The 17822-nt window shown below is 52.1% G+C and carries 13 protein-coding genes, 1 pseudogene and 1 other annotated feature; of the genes and pseudogenes, 5 read left to right on the top strand and 9 right to left on the bottom strand.

What is annotated here, in order from left to right; translation table 11 throughout:
* Positions 1 to 5 precede the first annotated feature (5 nt).
* The 3 genes from CXIVA_RS11120 to CXIVA_RS11110 are packed head-to-tail and all read right to left on the bottom strand — an operon-like array spanning position 6 to position 5161.
* Entirely contained in the window at positions 6 to 767 is a 762-nt protein-coding gene (locus CXIVA_RS11120; protein ID WP_013978135.1) for a hypothetical protein, read from the bottom strand.
* The gene (locus tag CXIVA_RS11115) at positions 760 to 2025 is read right to left on the bottom strand and encodes a DUF5716 family protein (RefSeq protein WP_148267820.1); all 1266 of its coding nucleotides are present in this window, start codon (positions 2023 to 2025) and stop codon (positions 760 to 762) included. Before CXIVA_RS11115 ends, CXIVA_RS11120 begins: the two co-directional genes overlap by 8 nt.
* A complete protein-coding gene (locus CXIVA_RS11110; protein WP_013978133.1) occupies positions 1997 to 5161 on the bottom strand; it encodes a DUF5717 family protein in 3165 nt (1054 codons plus the stop codon). The genes CXIVA_RS11115 and CXIVA_RS11110 overlap by 29 nt, the downstream gene beginning before the upstream one ends.
* Before the next feature lie 98 nt (positions 5162 to 5259).
* Between CXIVA_RS11110 and CXIVA_RS11105 the strand changes: the two genes are divergently transcribed.
* Together CXIVA_RS11105 and CXIVA_RS11100 are read left to right on the top strand one after the other, a co-directional pair.
* Positions 5260 to 6354, top strand: coding sequence for a histidinol-phosphate transaminase (locus CXIVA_RS11105; RefSeq protein WP_013978132.1), 1095 nt, complete (start codon positions 5260 to 5262; stop codon positions 6352 to 6354).
* Positions 6355 to 6365: 11 nt separating this feature from the next.
* Positions 6366 to 7634, top strand: a complete 1269-nt coding sequence (locus tag CXIVA_RS11100; protein ID WP_013978131.1) for a chloride channel protein — start codon at positions 6366 to 6368, stop codon at positions 7632 to 7634.
* Positions 7635 to 7679: 45 nt separating this feature from the next.
* On the opposite strand, the gene trpA is transcribed toward CXIVA_RS11100, so the two are convergent.
* The 6 genes and pseudogenes from trpA to trpE form a co-directional block, all read right to left on the bottom strand.
* Positions 7680 to 8465 (bottom strand): tryptophan synthase subunit alpha, encoded by a 786-nt coding sequence (gene trpA, locus CXIVA_RS11095; protein WP_013978130.1) that lies wholly within the window; start codon positions 8463 to 8465, stop codon positions 7680 to 7682.
* An 11-nt stretch (positions 8466 to 8476) separates the two neighbouring features.
* Positions 8477 to 9664: a tryptophan synthase subunit beta gene (trpB, locus tag CXIVA_RS14410; RefSeq protein ID WP_041729065.1), complete on the bottom strand. Its 1188-nt coding sequence runs from the start codon at positions 9662 to 9664 to the stop codon at positions 8477 to 8479.
* Positions 9665 to 9724: 60 nt separating this feature from the next.
* Positions 9725 to 10342, bottom strand: a pseudogene (locus tag CXIVA_RS14405) (phosphoribosylanthranilate isomerase); the annotation flags it as partial.
* The gene (gene trpC, locus CXIVA_RS11085) at positions 10339 to 11163 is read right to left on the bottom strand and encodes an indole-3-glycerol phosphate synthase TrpC (protein ID WP_013978128.1); all 825 of its coding nucleotides are present in this window, start codon (positions 11161 to 11163) and stop codon (positions 10339 to 10341) included. The gene trpC and the pseudogene CXIVA_RS14405, both read right to left, overlap by 4 nt.
* A 25-nt stretch (positions 11164 to 11188) precedes the next feature.
* The gene (locus tag CXIVA_RS11080) at positions 11189 to 11758 is read right to left on the bottom strand and encodes an aminodeoxychorismate/anthranilate synthase component II (protein WP_013978127.1); all 570 of its coding nucleotides are present in this window, start codon (positions 11756 to 11758) and stop codon (positions 11189 to 11191) included.
* A gap of 42 nt (positions 11759 to 11800) precedes the next feature.
* Positions 11801 to 13201, bottom strand: a complete 1401-nt coding sequence (gene trpE / locus CXIVA_RS11075; RefSeq protein ID WP_013978126.1) for an anthranilate synthase component I — start codon at positions 13199 to 13201, stop codon at positions 11801 to 11803.
* A gap of 45 nt (positions 13202 to 13246) precedes the next feature.
* Positions 13247 to 13496 (bottom strand) — a binding site (T-box leader).
* Positions 13497 to 13728: 232 nt separating this feature from the next.
* Here trpE and CXIVA_RS11070 point away from each other — a divergent pair.
* The 3 genes from CXIVA_RS11070 to CXIVA_RS11060 are packed head-to-tail and all read left to right on the top strand — an operon-like array spanning position 13729 to position 17734.
* On the top strand, positions 13729 to 15816 hold the full coding sequence (locus CXIVA_RS11070; RefSeq protein ID WP_041727897.1) for an HlyD family efflux transporter periplasmic adaptor subunit: 2088 nt from the start codon (positions 13729 to 13731) through the stop codon (positions 15814 to 15816).
* Positions 15813 to 16502, top strand: a complete 690-nt coding sequence (locus CXIVA_RS11065) for an ABC transporter ATP-binding protein (RefSeq protein WP_013978122.1) — start codon at positions 15813 to 15815, stop codon at positions 16500 to 16502. Before CXIVA_RS11070 ends, CXIVA_RS11065 begins: the two co-directional genes overlap by 4 nt.
* Positions 16502 to 17734, top strand: coding sequence for an ABC transporter permease (locus CXIVA_RS11060; RefSeq protein ID WP_013978121.1), 1233 nt, complete (start codon positions 16502 to 16504; stop codon positions 17732 to 17734). The genes CXIVA_RS11065 and CXIVA_RS11060 overlap by 1 nt, the downstream gene beginning before the upstream one ends.
* Positions 17735 to 17822: the final 88 nt, after the last annotated feature.

Genomic DNA, 17822 nt, shown 5'->3' with positions numbered 1-17822 from the left:
CCGGTTTATCGTATCAGCTGTTCGTACGTTTCAAACCAGGATTCCAGGCTTTTGATCTCTGCCGGATGCTTGGTCTCGGCCGCAGTGCGGAGCTCCCCGCAGATCGTTTTCAGCTGCCGGTCCTCCAGCGGGACTTCCGGATCCTGCTTCAGATCCTGATCCGGTGCCGCAAGGAAACGGGCACGGTAATAGCAGGCGGCCGCTGTATCATCCGGTTCCAGCTGATACGCCCGGCGAAAGTAATCGGCTGCTTCCCCATAGAGAAAACACCTGCCGTAAATCACTCCGGTATTGAACAGAATCTCTTTTCGCATGCCTTCTGTCATACGGGACGTGTTTTTGGACTGAAGCAGCCGGAGATATAGATACAGCGCCTCCCGGAACCGGTCTGTCGCCAGCAGAAAATCCGCGCGGTATTTCAGCTTCTCAAGATCGGTGCGGTTCTCCAGATCGTGAATGGTGCTTCGAATGGCATTCATTTCCTGCAGGCTGTAGATGCCGGAGAAATCAAAAATCATCATTGCTGCTTCATACGGCGAGCCGCCCCGGTTGGACAGATTAATCAGGGAAGACGCCAGTCCGGGTAATTTCAGCTCATTCCGGATCCAGGAATAAAGTTCCGGACAGAAAAATTCTTCATTTAAGAAAAACAGGTATTCATGCAGGAAAAAGCAAAGTTCTTCCATTGTATAAACCGGAAGTTCCCGCTTCATAATCAGATACGGGTGTTCCGCTTTTTCCCCGCTGCACAGGATAAATTCACTCATTTCCATTGTCCTCGTTCAGATCCACCGTATAACTCCATGCTTTTCCCGTATTCGGATAAAATCCGCCGAACCCCTCATCGCTGATCCGAATCAGCAGCTGTCCCGCATTGATGGGATATGCGGAAAACCGCAGACGCACGGATTTCGGCTTGCGTGCCGGAAAATCATCCAGAAAAAGGGTCTGGCGCAGCTTCGGCCCGTGCCCGGTTTCCCGTTCATACAGCCGGATTTCACTGGAGCCGTTATAGAGCAGGCAGCAGGAAAAACTGCTTTCAAACCAGTTTTTTCCGGCAGTCACAATCGGCAGAAAGACTTCCCGCCGCTCCTGGCTGACCCGGATGCAGAGTTCCCGGCGGATCTTATAATCACATACAAAACGAATACACTCGCCCTCATCGTGCAGACGGCGGAAGGCCCCCAGGCAGGCGCCTTTTGTATATAAATTTTTGCCGATAAAAATCCGTTTGCTGGGGCCGAAAGCCTCCAGTGTGCGGTCAAACCAGCCGCCGTCAAACCCGTCGCCGATCAGATACACGCCTGATATATTCTGGCCGAGAAACGACTCTTCCACCCGGGCGGAAAAAAAGCGGTCCCGTTCCCCCCGGTCTGCCATGGCCAGTTCCGGAACTTCCCAGCGGGACGTATGCACCTGGGCGCGAAGGGGATGCCGTTTGCCCCGTATCTTCAGGTGATAGCAGGTAAGCTGACGGTCGGTAAAATCAAACATTACTGTGTCATTTTTCCAGATGGACCGGTCCTGCAGGATCGTATAGTCAAAAAAACTTTCCCGGTAGTCTGTCATTCGAAACCGTTCCGGCGCAATCTGCAGCCGGTCACGGATCTGCAGCAGAATGCTTACCGTTTCCGTGTTCAGGTGGGGAACCGCGATTCCCAGATGATACGGTTCCTGCATATCTCTGGCATAACTGCGCCGAAAGGCTGTCAGTCGTTTCAGAAACAGGGTAAGGTCTTCCAGTTTCTCCTCTGTCCGAAGCTGCACTGCCTGCTGCAGCAGATGATCGGCAAAAACTGCCCCCTCCTCTGCGCGCCGCTTGACAGCTTCCTCCCCGTAGAACAGCTTTCCGTTTTTGGTTCGGCAGATTGCGGTGGGAATCTCATAATGCTCTTCGCTGGTTCTTGTGGTGACGGTCTCCGGCTCCACCATGCCCGCTGTATAAAAGCTTACCAGCGCCCGCTTTTCCCCCAGATCAATTCCGATATACAGTTCATTATCTGATTGTTTCCCATTCATCATCATTCCTCATCTGCACAAAGTACTGATCGGCCAGCTGTCTTTCTGTTTCATACTGTTCTGCCCGCGGGCCATCCAGCCCGTTTTCCGATACCAGGCCCATCATCCGGCGGATCCGGGAACCTGATCTGCTGTCCGGTTCTGCTTCCAGATGCAGGGGAAGCCAGTCCGTGCAGGGCTCTCCGGCGCATAGAATCTGATACTGATACATCGCTCCCGGAACCGCGGGAATGCCTGCGCAGAAAATCCCGGACAGGGACTCCGGCATAGCCGCGCTCCGGGTGATGTAAACATCATCTTCTTCCTGAGAGCCGCTGCGCATCCGAATATTATACCGAATTTCATAATGCGCGCCGGCGGACCCGGCAAACTGGATATAAAGCAGGCCGTCCAGCAGGTATCTGCCCCGGATCTCTTCCGGCAGCTGATTGTAAAAGTCAAACCTTCTGCCTTTCAGGATCAGCTCCTGCAGCAGGGCTTCCGCCTTTTCCCGGGAAAGTACCGGTTCTTCCACAGGAAGATACCAGTTCCGGACCAGGGCCGCCTTGCAGTAGTCACTGAGATGATGTCCCTTTTCCTCTGACTGCAGAATATACGTCAGGGCTTCTGTGCTGATGGGCAGATGGCCGCACAGGTATTCCAGGGATATCCTGGATACATACGCGTCACAGAGTCTTTCATTGTTCGGATAGGCGCACAGATCCCTGAAAAAAAGCACATGGTGCTCAGGGAACTCCCCGCAGAACAGAGAGCGTGCCAGGATCTGCTCTTCGTAGCGCTGCACATGGAGTCCCAGCGTTTTGCCCTGTACAATCAGCGCGTCCATGACCGAAAGCCTGTCCGCAAACTGTTCCAGACGGGCCGCGGTCTCATCCACCGGACTGATCTGCGGCTCTGCTTCCGCAGCGGCGGCGGAAACAGCAAAACGGTCCGCCGCATCTTCTTCCTTCTCAAACATGGATGTGATCCGGACATAAGAACGCAGATTGTGCAGGTTGCCGTAAGAATCCTGCAGAAGAAGCAGGGCTTCCTGACGCGGCAGCCGCACGAAAGCGCAGCCGTTGTGTACCGGTACCGTAATCATTCGGCGGGAATCCGCCTCCAGGACACAGAGATGTGTGACGCTGTCATTCTCAATAGTGATTTTGCTGGTTTCCTCACAGTCGTTTTTCTCTTCTTCCCACTGCTTCCGCGGGATACGGGATTTGTAATACCGGAAAACATCAAAAAGCTCATCGCTCCGATAGCCGGTACGCAGAGCCTCTGCCGCGAAGGAACAGATCTGTCTGTCATAGGTGTCCCATTCTGCCGCGAAATCGGAACGGTGCGCAATCAGCCAGGCGTAGATGCGCGCCTTCCATTTCCACTGAATCTTGTCCTGCATCATGAAATATTTCACAACAGGAATCGGCAGTGGTGTTTTTTCCGGATTCCAGCACTTCAGAAACGCTTCATAGAGCCCTGCCACCTTGATCTGCTTTCTGACCCCGAGGGCATACCACGCAAAATCGGACTCCTGGCAGCGGTGAAAACTGATCAGATATGTGCAGATCGCCTTGAGAAGATCCACTGACGGGGCGGTCTGGTAGCACTGTTTCAGATTCTGCAGCATCTGCGGATGGTAATCCGTATCTTTTTCCGACATCAGGATAATGACCGGTATCAGGTCCGGAAACAGCAGGTTTTCGCCAAGAATCCAGTGTACCAACCGCCGTTCGAACCGGTCTCCCACGTTCAGGAGCCCGGTATCTTTCAGAGCCAGACGATACGCTTCCAGATAAAAGACGGGACTGGTGCTGCTTCTGGTCATCAGGCGTTTCAGGAACAGATACCTCCGCTCTTCGTTGCGCAGCAGCGCTTCATCCATGGAAAGCAGCACCCAGGCCAGCACCGGATGGCCGGGAAAACGCTGATACAGTTCCCGGACCAGGGCGGTCACCTCCGCCGCATACTCCGGATCTCCCTTCTGAAAGGTGGTCAGATACAGGTAAAGCCCTTCCATGGGAGTGCGTTTCCAGTCTGCCCGGGCATCAAATTCCACAAGAATTTCCTCTGCTGCGGCAGTGTCTTTGCAGATAAACCGCACATAGGCGGCGTACAGCTGATGCCAGAGATCTTCCGGATGACTGTTCTGATATTCCGTCAGGATATCCAGGGAATTCTTCTTCCAGGCCTGCTGTTCGATCCGTCCCAGGCGAAAACCGATGTACTGCAGTTCCAGCTGAAGATCCGTAACATCCCTGCGGTGACTGTCCAGCCTGTAACGGAAGGAGTCTTCACTGGCTGCGGTAATTTCCACCGTTTCCCGCTGATCAACGGTCTCAAAGACAATCTGCGCCAGATTGCGGCCGTCATGCATGCGTTCCGGCAGAATCCGGTAAGCGAATTCCGCGTGTTTTCCGGTGAAATCCGTTCCGGAAATCACAGGGGCAGACAGCTCCACAAAATCGCTGTCGCAGCTGACGTGAATCTGCATATATCCCCAGTTTGCCTTCTCCACCGGCACAAAGTCTGAAATCGGACGGTCAGAGGTGACGAATGTCTGCTTGCCAGAATTAAGGAAAAAGTAATTCTGCTCTTTTCTGCCGGCGGCGGTCAGGAACTCTTCCATCTGGGCGGAAGAAAACCCTCTGCTCGTAAGTCCGCGGTACAGGGCCAGTTCCCGTTCCTCCCCTTTGTGGAAGATCTGGGAAAAGGAACCGGATGAAAAAAGGGCCAGGGCCTCCGGCCAGTTCAGCTTGGCCAGATTTGTGAAATCGTTCAGGGTTTTGATCCATCCGATGGATGTATGGGTATAATTTTTGCGGATCACGGCATGATAGGGATAGAGAAATTCGCCGATGTTTGAAGTGATGACAAAGTATCCTTCCTCTTCACTGCCTTCGGTCATGCCTTCGCTGCGGTATTCAAACGGAATCCGGATCCGCCTGCCGTCAAAGCCTGGGTTCAGGCATGTGACATGGGAATTCGGGCAGGAGACAATTCCGCGTATCTGCATGTGATTTTCCGCCTCAAATGAAAACTTTCCCTGAAAAGTATCGTTCTCAATGACGGAGAAGCGAAGTTCTTTTTCCGGGAAAATCATTTTGTGGCGGACGGATTCTATTTTTCCTCTGATGGTTTCTTGTATTTTCTTACGCATTCTTTGTATTTCCGCTTAATATCCTGTTTGAAATTTTTCACGCTGGATTTATAATAGTATAAACGATTTGCAATTATCTTGCAACAAAGGGGGAACCTATGAAACTGAAACACAGAGACCACTTTCACGGCAGCGACCTGGAAAAAATCGAGGAAATATACGGCATCCGCAAAGAAGAGATCACCAGTTTTTCCGCAAATGTCAACCCGCTGGGGCTGTCACCCCTGCTGCGGAAGACACTGACAGATCACATTGACGCCATTACCGCCTATCCGGACCGGGAATACCTTTCCCTGCGCAAAAGCATTGCCGCCTACTGCGACACCGACTGCGGCAATATCATTGTCGGCAACGGCACCACGGAACTGATTTCCCTGATCATTCAGGTACGTCATCCCAAACGGGCCCTGATTGTTGGTCCCACCTATTCCGAATACGAACGCTCCGTCTCGATGGAAGGCGCTTCCTGCTACTATTATCCGCTCAAAGAAGCCAACGGCTTTCAGTTAAACACCGACGAATTCATACAGGAACTGAATGAATCCACCGATCTGCTGATTCTGTGCAACCCCAACAACCCCACCTCCACCGGTGTACGCACCACGGATATGCGGCGGATTCTGGATGCCTGCATGCAGCATCATATTTTTGTCATGGTGGACGAAACTTACATCGAATTCGAGAAAAATCTGGACGCATTCACTTCCGTCCCTCTGACGGAAGACTATAACAATATCATTATCCTGCGGGGTACTTCCAAATTCTTCGCAGCCCCGGGCCTGCGGCTCGGTTATGCCGTCACCGGCAACCAGGATCTGATCAAGTACATCAACACCCACAAGAATCCCTGGATGATCAATTCCCTGGCGGCAATCGCGGGAGAATCCATGTTTTCCGATGAATCCTACATCCGGGAAACCCGGGAACTGATCCAGACGGAACGCAGCCGGATGTTTAAGGAGCTGTCCGCCACCGGCAAATACAAGGTTTACGAACCATCCGCCAATTTTCTCCTGGCCCGCATCAAAAAACCAGGCGTCACTTCTGAGGATATCTTCGAAAAAGCAATCCGTCAGAAAATGATGATCCGCGACTGCTCCACCTTCCCGTTTCTGGATAACAGCTACATTCGCTTCTGTGTCATGAGTCCGGAAATGAATACCAGACTGCTGGATTGCCTAAGCAGCATCTGACAGGAGGAACTATGCTGAATTCACTGAAAAAGACGCTGCTGCAGTACAGCAGACAGCTGCGGGTTTCCGGAAAGTGGATCCTTCTGGCGGTGACTGTGGGCACGATTCTCGGCTTTGTGGGAACCGCCTTTTTTCTTCTGATGACAAAGGCCACTGCCCTGCGGCTGGCCCATCCCTGGCTGCTGTATTTTCTTCCGGCGGGCGGGCTGCTCATCGCCTGGCTCTATCATGTCATGCGGGATGACAAAGATGCCGGCACCAATCTGGTGCTTTCCGCCGTGCATTCCGATGAAAAGCTTCCGCCTCAGATGGCACCCCTGATTTTTATCTGTACACTGATTACACATCTGTTCGGCGGTTCGGCCGGACGGGAAGGCGCCGCGCTTCAGATCGGCGGAAGCATCGCCAACACCATCGGCGAACTGGTGCATCTGGACGAAAAAGACAGAAACCTTCTGATCATGTGCGGCATGAGCGCCGGATTTTCCGCTATTTTCGGCACGCCCATGGCGGCCACCGTATTTGCCATCGAAGTGATCAGTGTGGGCATCATGCAGTATGCCGCCCTGGTTCCCTGCGCGATTTCCGCGCTGCTGGCCCACGGCATCGCATCACATTTTCTGGATCAGACGATCCCGCTAACAGTCACACAGGTGCCTTCCTTTACCGTTACGACAGCACTGTATACCGCGCTGATGGCTGTCATCTGCGGAATTGTCAGCATCATCTTCTGTATCCTTCTGCATGAATCTGAAGCATTATACAAGCGCATCTTCCCGAATGTCTATCTGCGCATTGCCGCAGGCGGCTGTGTGGTTATTGCACTGACCCTTCTGTTCGGAACCAGGGATTACAACGGAATCAGTCTCCAGCTTCTGGCACGGTGCTTCGCGGGAACGGCGGTTCCCGGTGCCTTTGCCCTGAAACTGATCCTGACCGTTGCCACATTAGGCGCCGGATACAAGGGAGGCGAAATTGTTCCATCCATGATCATTGGCGCCGCCCTGGGAAGTACTTTTGCAGGAGTGCTCGGTCTGTCGCCGTCCCTCTGCGCAGCAGTCGGACTGGGCTCTATGTTCTGCGCGGTCACCAACTGCCCCATCGCTTCGCTTTTGATCTGTTTCGAATTGTTCGGGCTCCGGGGACTGCCCTATTATCTGCTGGCCATTGCTTTAAGCTACGCCCTTTCCGGTTATTACGGGCTGTACTCCAGCCAGAAAATCGCCTACTCCAAATACAAGGCAGAATATATCAACAGAAAAACCAGAGATCTGGAATAACCGGAATCTCTGGTTTTTCTGTTCTTATTTCTTTGACTTCCGCAATCAGAATCCCGCCTTAAATTCCCGGATATAATTCCGTGCGGTATCCAGGTCGTAATTGTTCTGTTCCATCAGATTGATAAAGTGAGAACCGACAATCGCGCCGTCGATGATCTCTTTCATTGGTGCCACATCCTGCGGCGTCCGGATTCCGAATCCCATTAACACCGGAATCGAAGACTGCTGCTTTACGTCCTTCAGATAGGACAGAACGGATTTGTGGAAATCTGCTGCCTGACCGGTAACTCCCATGGAAGACACACAGTAAACAAATCCCCGGGCATCCTGAAGAATCTCCGGAATCCGCCCCGCGGAAACCGGGGAAACCAGCTGCAGCAAAATCGTTTCGTCCCGGTCTCCCAGCACTTCCTTTAACGGTCCCTGCTCTTCCATCGGAAGATCCGGAACCAGCAGTCCGTCCACGCCTGTCTCATTGCACTTTCTGGCAAATTCCTCCAGACCGTAGTGTGTTATGGTGTTATAGTACATCATGAAAACAATCGGGAGTTCCACGCCCTCTTTTCTGACTTTTTCCACCAGATCAAAACACTTTCGCAAAGAGGTGCCCTTCTGGATGGACCGGAAAGAAGCATCCTGGATCACAGGTCCGTCAGCAACCGGATCGGAAAAAGGAACGCCCAGTTCCAGCACATCCAGTCCCGCCTCTTCCTGGGCTTTGATCAGTTCTTTGCAGCGTTCCATATCCGGAAGTCCTGCAGTAATATAGGTAACGAACGCTTTCTTCTGCTCCTTTTTCAGCTGCTGAAATTTTTCTTCAATTCGATTCATGACACACTCTCCTAATTCTGATATCCTTTTCCTTCTACATAATTGACAATTGTATTGATATCTTTATCTCCGCGCCCGGACAGGCAGACAATCATGGACTGATCCATCGTCATCTCCTTCGCCTTTTTGAAGGCATAGGCCATTGCGTGGGCACTCTCGATGGCCGGAATAATTCCTTCGACCCGGGTCAGTTCCATCAGGGCGTCCATGGCTTCCGCGTCCGTAATTGACACATACTGGGCGCGTCCGCTGTCTCTCAGATAGGCATGTTCCGGTCCGACGCCCGGGTAATCCAGTCCGGCGGAAATCGAATGGGCCAGCTTAATATTGCCGTCTTCGTCCTGCAGCAGATAAGAACGCATGCCATGCAGCGTGCCCGGTGTCCCGTCCGCGAATGCCGCTGCGTGTTCTCCGGTCTCAATTCCTCTGCCGGCAGCTTCCACACCAATCAGCTGCACATCCCTGTCATCAATGAAATCCGCAAACATGCCGATGGAGTTGGAGCCGCCGCCCACACAAGCCATTACCACGTCCGGAAGACGGCCTTCCTTTTCCAGGTGCTGTGCCCTGGCTTCCGTACTGATGACCCGCTGAAACTCTTTCACCATCTTAGGATACGGATAGGGCCCCACTGCGGATCCGATGATATAAAATGTATCTTCCGCTGTCTTGGCCCAGGTGCGGATCGCTTCATTGGTGGCGTCTTTTAATGTGTTGCTGCCGGATTCCACACTGACCACGTCAGCTCCCAGCAGGCGCATACGGAATACATTTAATGCCTGCCGTTCCATGTCTTCCTTTCCCATGTATACGGTACATTTCATGTTAAACAGCGCCGCGCCGGTGGCTGTGGCTACGCCGTGCTGGCCGGCGCCTGTTTCCGCGATTACCTTGGTTTTGCCCATCCGTTTTGCCAGAAGGATCTGACCGATCACATTGTTAATTTTGTGGGCGCCGGTATGGTCCAGGTCTTCCCGTTTTAGGTAGATTTTTGTTCCGTATTTTTCACTGAGCCGCTCGGCGTAATACAGAGGGGTTGCCCGTCCCACATATTCGTCCAGATAGTAATGATATTCCTTCATAAATTCCGGATCATGAATGGCTTCTTCAAAGGCATCATTCAATTCTTCCAGGGTGTTCATCAGCGTTTCCGCCACATACTGACCGCCGAATTCTCCGATATATGCATGCTCTCTCATTGATGATTTCTTCATGGTACTTCCTTTCTGATTTAATGCTCGTACTGTATGAATAAACTGCCGGATCAGCTCCGGGTCTTTTCCCGGCCGTCCGGGAGACTCCACGCCGCTGCTTACATCCACAATATCCGGGTGGAACATCCGGATTCCTGCTGTCACGTTGGAAGGATTCAGCCCTCCCGCAAGAATCAGTTCCGGTTCTTTTTCTTCCGGCCGCTGTTCCCGGAAATTTCTGCGGAACCGGTCAAAAATCCCGGCATTGTCCTTCCAGTCAAAGGTCTTTCCGCCGCCATACCGGGATCCGTCTGCCACGTAACCGGATATTTTCGGATCCGGATCCGGTATCCGGTCCATTTCCGGCTGAATATTCACTGCGTGCCACAGCGGCACGTGGACTGCTTCCGGCAAGTCCGGGTCCAGTCTGCCGTGAATCTGGATCAGATCCGCGCCGCAGGCCTCAAGAGCCTTTGCTTCCTCTGCAGAAGGTTCTACGCATACCGCCACTTTCCGGATTTCCGGTGCGGTCAGCCGCATCAGCTGTTTCATGCGGTCCAGCGAAATATGCCGCCGGCTTTTGGGATAATAGACAAAGCCGGCATACTCCGGCTGATACTGATTGATCCACTTTACATCTTCTTCCGTTGTGATCCCGCAGATTTTAATTTTGACCTGTTTCATGGCATCCGGTTCCCGCCCTGCGGCCCTATGGCTTTTTTTGCTTCCAGATAAACTTCTTTCCAGTGCTTTGCCACGGCTTCCGGATGACGGGATTCCATAAATGCCCTTCCGATGAGGAACGCATCCACCCGGCATCTGGCCAGAAGCCGCACATCTTCATCCTGCACAATCCCGCTCTCTGCCACAAAGACCCGGTCCTCAGGCACCATGGAAGCCAGACGCTCCGTGGTTTCCAGATGAATGGAAAAATCCCGCAGATCCCGGTTGTTGACACCGACGATTTTTGCCCCGCAGTTCAGTGTCCGGTCCATCTGTTCTTCGGTATGCGCCTCAAATAACGCATCCAGTCCCAGTTCTTCCGACAGCTGATAAAAATCCTTCAGCTGCGCATCATCCAGAATTCCGGTAATCAGAAGAATCGCGTCCGCGCCGATTGCCTTTGCCTCATAAAACTGATAGGGATCGATCATAAAATCCTTGCGCAGAATCGGCAGGGGGGATATTCCGCGAATCTGGCGGAGATATTCAGTGCTGCCAAGGAAATAATCTTCTTCCGTCAGGCAGGAGATGCAGTCCACCGCGCGGTTGTATTCATCAATGCGGTCGGTCAGCTCCATGGTCTGCCGGATTTTTCCCAGACTCGGCGATGCCTTCTTAAACTCGCCGATAATGGAGATTCCCGGCTTTTTCAGTGCCTGGTAAAAATTCCCTCCGGACGCCTGCGCCTCATCCGCCAGCCGTATCATCTCTGCCGGATGGATTCTGGATTTGTGTTCCTTCAGGCGTATCTGCTTCTTTTCAACAATGTCATCCAATATCATTCGCTATGTCCTTTCCTGTCTTCCGTCAGATGATGTCATTAAGGAAATTGTCGATCATCCGTTTTCCATGTTCCGTAATAATGGATTCCGGATGAAACTGAAGTCCTTCCACCGGATAGTCCTTCATCCGGACAGCCATGATTTCCCCGTCATCCGCCACGGCCTGCACCTGCAGCGTGTCCGGGATCCGCTCCGGATCCGCTGCCAGGGAATGGTACCGCGCCACCCGAAGCGGGGAAGGGATTCCGGTAAAAATCCCGTCCTCCGTGTGGCGGATCAGAGACTGTTTCCCATGGCATATTTTCCCGGCATGGACAATTCTGCCGCCCAGGGCCTGTACAATGGCCTGATGCCCGAGGCAGATGCCCAGAATCGGAACTTTGTCATAAAACTCCCGCACGGTATCCATGCAGATTCCGGCCTCATCCGGGGATTTGGGTCCCGGAGAAAGCACAATACGCTCCGGACGCATTTCCCGGATTTCATCGACCGTGATTTTATCATTTCGAACCACTGTGATATCTTCCGTGAATACTCCGATATACTGATACAGATTATAGGTAAAGGAATCGTAATTATCGATCAGCAAAATCATAGAAAATCTCCCCTCTGCTCTGCACTGTCTTCTGTGTCCATACTACGGAAGCAGTGTTTTGGCCAGAGCCATTGCTTTGTTGCGGCATTCATTATACTCATTTTCCGGAACAGAATCGGCAACAATGCCAGCCCCCGCCTGCAGATACACCCGGGATCCCTTTTTGATCATGGTGCGGATGGTAATGCAGAAATCCATATCTCCGGAAAAATCAATATATCCGGTTGCCCCTCCGTATAATCCGCGCCGTACATTTTCCAGCTCATCGATAATCTCCATGGCACGGATTTTCGGCGCGCCGCTGAGTGTCCCGGCCGGCAGGAAGGAAGAAATCAGGTCACAGGGATGCACCTCCTTTCGGCTGCGTCCCTCCACCAGAGAAACAATGTGCATCACATGGGAATAATACTGTACTTCTTTCAGCCGGGTTACTTTCACGGTTCCGAACTCAGAGACCCGCCCCATATCGTTTCTGGCCAGATCCACCAGCATAATATGCTCCGCCGTCTCTTTTTCATCATTTAGAAGTTCTTCTGTCAGGATACGGTCTTCCTCCGGTGTTTTTCCCCTGGGACGCGTCCCGGCGATTGGGCAGGTGTAAATTCTCCCGTTCTGCCGTTTGACGATCATCTCCGGAGAACTGCCGATCACTTCGAAATCCCCATAATTAAAATAATACAGGTAGGGGGACGGATTTAGTTCCCGCAGCTCCTGGTAAAGCGCAAAACCGGACTGTCCGGTTTCCACAGTCCAGCGCTGGGAAAGAACGGTCTGGAACACATGCCCGTCCACGATATACTGCCGGATCTTTTCCACTTTTTTACTGTAAGACTCACAGGTGTCTGTTTCCCGGATCACCCGTCCGTCCCGGACAAATGTATGCTGTACCGGTATGTCAGGCACGGCACGGGCTTTTGTCACCAGTTCCTCCGCTTTTGCCATTGCCCGCTGTCTGCCTGCCTCATCCGGCGTGTCCAGGACGATACCGGTCATGGTTTCCGCCACATGATCCACGATCACGAATTCCGTCACCAGCATCATACAGATGGTCTCGATGCCGATTTCATCCGGATTGCTGTCCGGCAGATCTTCCGTATACCGGATATAATCATACCCCAGGTTTCCCACCAGTCCGCCGGAAAATGCCAGCTCATCCGATTCCCGGTCCACCTGGAATTCGCTGTACAATTCCTTCAGCAGTTCCCGCGGATTTCCTCTGCGGACTTCTCTGGATCCGTCCCGGAAATTCAGAACCAGCCGGTCCTTTTCTCCCCGGATCACTGCCATGGGATTTCCGCCGAAAAAAGTAAAACGGTCATATTCCTTGTCATAACTTTCCATCAGAAATCCGGTCTGGCTGCCCACCAGGCTCTGGTACATATCACAGGCGGTTTCGTTTACAATACTGACTGTTTTTTTGTATACACGCAACTTAGTTTCCATTGATGATGCCCCTCTGATTACAACTAAAAAACGTCCCTGACCGAAGTCAGGGACGAATATACTCGTGGTGCCACCCTAATTCACCGCAGAACCCCGCGGCCTCTGTCGGATACAATCATAAAATCTATATCCTTTCCCTGTCACGTAGAGAATACGGCATCCGCTACTGACGTTTCCGTGTTCGCTTTGCATCTCACAGATCCATTCACCTGTCACTTATCTGCCGGCATCTCACCGCCGCCGGCTCTCTGTAGGACAGTACGCTCAGGCTACTTCTTCTGGTCATTGATTTTATACTTTATTCAATTACCTTGATGCAGTCTAGTCTAAAGTGATTCTCCCAAAATGTCAATTGATTTTTTTGAAATCAGAATTATTTTTTTTGAAACATGATTCTTTCAAATCTCTTACACAATTTGTTCACAGACAGCACCTATGATACATACAGTTTAACATACCGCACGGCGGAAAATACACCGTGACGGAATTATTGTATCCAGAATCCGCACAAATCCGGGAGGTACCTTATGCATTTCCGAAAGAAAACCAACCGGCCGGAATCTCCGGCCCAGAAGAAAAAATCTGCAAAGACAGCACCCATCGGTCTGACCGGGCGCAGACGCCTGATTCCCATTGGGGCAGCCGCAGCTGCAGCAGTAATTGCCGCCGTCACCATCAACGGGAAGTTTCATACAGATACTGCCTCCGCCGCTACCGTAAAAAGCGCCACGGCAAAAACCGGAGAGATCAGCACAACCATCAGTTCCACAGGTACCCTGCAAAGTGATGATGATGTGTCCGTTGAGGTTCCCGCCGGTGTAAAAATCAAAAAAGTACTTGTCTCTTCCGGCGATACCGTAAAAAAGGGACAGAAACTGGCTTCTGTCTACCAGTCCTCCGTGGCTTCCGTTCTTCTGACGGTCAATGATAACATTTCCACACTCAATGATGCGATCGATGATCTGGATGATGCAGATGACACTTCATCGGATGATTATCTTCAGGCCCTGGTTTATCAGGAGGAATTAAAAGAACAGAAGACCCTGCGGTCTTCTTTAAAATCCATGCTGAAAACCGGTTATATCAGTTCTTCCGCATCCGGCACAATCGGTGACGTAACTATCAGCAGCAATACGGAAGTATCCGCTTCTTCCGGAACTGCTTCCTCCTCCGGATCCTCTGGCTCCTCCGGGTCTTCCTCCGCCTCCGGTTCATCCTCCGGTACCGCTGCAGCATCCGGCACTGCTTCCGTGACTTCCGGCAGTCTTACGGCATCTCTGCGGAAAGTATCTGCCTCTTCCTCGGAATCCGATACTTCCGCAACTTCCGAATCCGGCAAAACAACAGCTGCAAAAAAGGAAATCACCGTATCTGACCTCTCCTCTTTCCGCATTACGGCGCCAAAGGCCGGCGCGGCTATGCAGACCTCTGTATCCGCTTCTGATTCGTATACCGGGAAAATATCCTGGACCTGCAGCGGTTCCAAAGTGTCCGGTACCTTCCAGTCCGGAAAAACATATACTGCTTCCATAACACTTACAGCAAAGGACGGGTATCGGTTTTCTTCCAATGACAGCGCCTATGACAAAATACAATTAGGGGACGCCACCCTCATCCGCGTTTCCTACGATGGATCCACCATGACCATCCAGGCGGCGTATTCGATTCCGGCTTCTTCCGCATCTTCCGGAAACAGTTCCGGATCCTCCGCTTCCGCGGGCAGCTCCAATTCTGCTTCCTCCGGAAGTAAATCCGGTTCTTCCTCCTCCGGAAGCAAGTCCGATTCTTCTTCCGGAAGCAAATCCTCTTCCTCTGTTTCCGGCAGCCAAAAAGAAGCTTCCGGCAAAACCGGTACCGTTTCTTCCGATTCGGCAAAAACATCTTCGGTATCCGGTGTCTCAGGCTCGTCTTCCGGCGGGTCCGGTTCTGCCTCTTCCGGAACTTCCGGGTCTGTCTCTTCCGGCAGCAGTTCCTCTGCCTCATCAGCATCCGCTGCTTCCACCTCTGACAGTACCGTAAGCATCACCTCCACAGATACTGTCAGTGCGGTAACCATCGCCAGTTCCGATGCTATGATCGTATCTGTGTCCGTAGACGAAGCGGATATCAATTCTGTAAAAACCGGACAGACAGCCTCCGTGACTGTCAGTGCGGTCTCCGACGAAAGCATCGAGGGAAAAATCACAGAAGTCAGCTCCTCTTCCAGCTCCTCTTCCAGCTCCTCGAACAGCAGTTCAGTAAAATATGAAGTGGAAATCACTGTGGGCAGGGAATCCGGCATGCTGGAAGGCATGAGCGCTTCCTGTGTCATTCATGTGGAAGAAGCGGATCATGCAATTCTGATTCCTTCTGCCGCAATCCGGGAAAGCAAAGGTTCCACCTATGTATACACTTCCAAAGATTCCAAAGGCAATCTGGCCGGAAAAACAAAAGTGTCCACCGGACTGTCCAATGGGACACAGGTGCAGATCACCAGCGGTCTGTCAGAAGGCGATACCGTATACTACACCGTGACAGAGACCGACAGTTCTTCCTCTAAATCCGACAGCAGCAGCGCGAAAAACGGCTCTATACCATCCGGCGGGCCAGGCAGAAACGGAGGGAGCAAATCATGAACACCAGAACACCAATGATCGAACTGAATCATATCTGTAAATATTATCAGATCGGAGAAACACAGGTACGCGCCTTGGACGAGGCGTCTCTTACGATCCGGGCAGGAGAATTCGTTGGCATCATCGGTCCTTCCGGCAGCGGAAAATCTACGATGATGAATATCATCGGCTGTCTGGACACTCCGGATGACGGACAGTATATCTTAAACGGACAGCCCATTGAATCCTACAGCGAAGCCGAACTGACCGCCATACGAAGCCGGCAGATCGGATTTATTTTCCAGAATTTTAACTTAATCGGCAATCTGACGGCGGAAGAAAATGTGGAGCTTCCCATGATCTATCAGCGTCTGCCGAAAGCAGAGCGAAAAGAACGCACGGCCCGGGCCCTGGACCGTGTCGGCCTTTCTGCCAGAGCCGGCCACAGACCGAACGAACTGTCCGGCGGCCAGCAGCAGCGTGTAGCCATTGCCCGGGCGATTGCCACACAGCCTTCTTTATTTCTGGCTGATGAGCCGACGGGAAATCTGGATTCCAGAACAGGGGATGAAATTATGGATCTGTTTCACGAATTGCATGCCGCCGGCAATACCATTGTCATTATCACCCATGATGAAACGATCGCCAATCAGACCGCCCGGCAAATCCGTATCCGGGACGGCCATGTAACGGAGGTGACTGCCTGATGTTTTTCGAAGCCTTTAAAATGTCCATAAAATCTGTCGTCGGAAATAAGATGCGCTCGTTTCTCACCATGCTGGGCATTATTATCGGTGTCATGTCCCTGATTGTACTGGTATCCATGGCAAAGGGCGCCACTGCCTCCGTCAGCGATTCCATCAATTCCCTGGGAACCAATACGCTGACCGTGCGGATTTCTGACAGCAAGGGAACGCCCTACTCCGTCGGCGACCTGGATGACATCATCAGCAATTCCCGTTATTTAAAGGAAATATCTGCCTCATCCAATACCTCTGTCACAGCAGACAGCACTTTTTCCAAAACCTACGCTTCCGATGATTCCACAGCAGACACCACCGTTTATGGCACAGGCAGCTCCTATTCCGATATCTCCGGACTTACAATTGCGTCCGGACGCTATTTCAATGTCACCGATGTAACCAACCATACCAATGTGGCTGTAATCAGCGCGGACCTGGCGGAAACCATCATGGGCAGCAGCAGATGCGTCGGTGAAACCATCCGTCTCAACGGGGTGGATTATCAGATTATCGGCGTGCTGGAATCAGAGAATTCCTCCTCTCCTTCCGCCTCCTTCCATCGGGGCAGTTCTTCCAGCTACAAGGATTATAAGGCATACATTCCCTATACTTCCCTGATCCGTCTGTCAGACTCTGTTTCCTCGGAAGTAACCTCTTTTGTTGTATCCGCTGTCAGTGATGACGCCATGGATCAGGCAGAAAGTGAACTGGAGCAGATTCTTCTCAGCCGCTTTCAGAATGATTCCGATGCTTTTACCATTCAGAATCAGTCGGAAGTAGCCGATGCCATGGAAGATGTACAGAGCACCATGGCATTCATGCTGAGCGGAATTGCAGCTATCTCCCTTCTGGTCGGAGGAATCGGCATTATGAATATCATGCTGGTATCGGTTACGGAACGCACCAGAGAAATCGGCATCCGCAAAGCCATCGGGGCCGGCAGAGGAAGTATCATGCTTCAGTTCATGATTGAAGCGGTAAGCATCTCGCTGCTGGGATGCGCCATCGGCATCGGCGGATCCTTCCTGGTCCTGCGGATAATTTCAGTGATTTCCGGCAGCAGCTATACCATGTCCATGGGAGTGGTCTGGATCTCTATCCTATTTTCCTCTGCCATAGGAATTTTATTCGGCCTCTATCCGGCCAATCGGGCCGCAAAGAAAAATCCCATCGAAGCGCTGCGGTATACCGGCTGACAAAAAATGCCGGCGTATTCCCGCCCTGCTGCCCGCGGCAACGCAGGCAACATACAGGCGGACGAATACGTCGGCTTTTTGTTTTTAT

This window comes from Clostridium sp. SY8519 (assembly GCF_000270305.1).
Lineage (GTDB): Bacteria > Bacillota > Clostridia > Lachnospirales > Lachnospiraceae > SY8519.
Note: the sequence above shows the minus strand (reverse complement) of the source record. Positions and strands in the feature narration are given on the sequence as shown.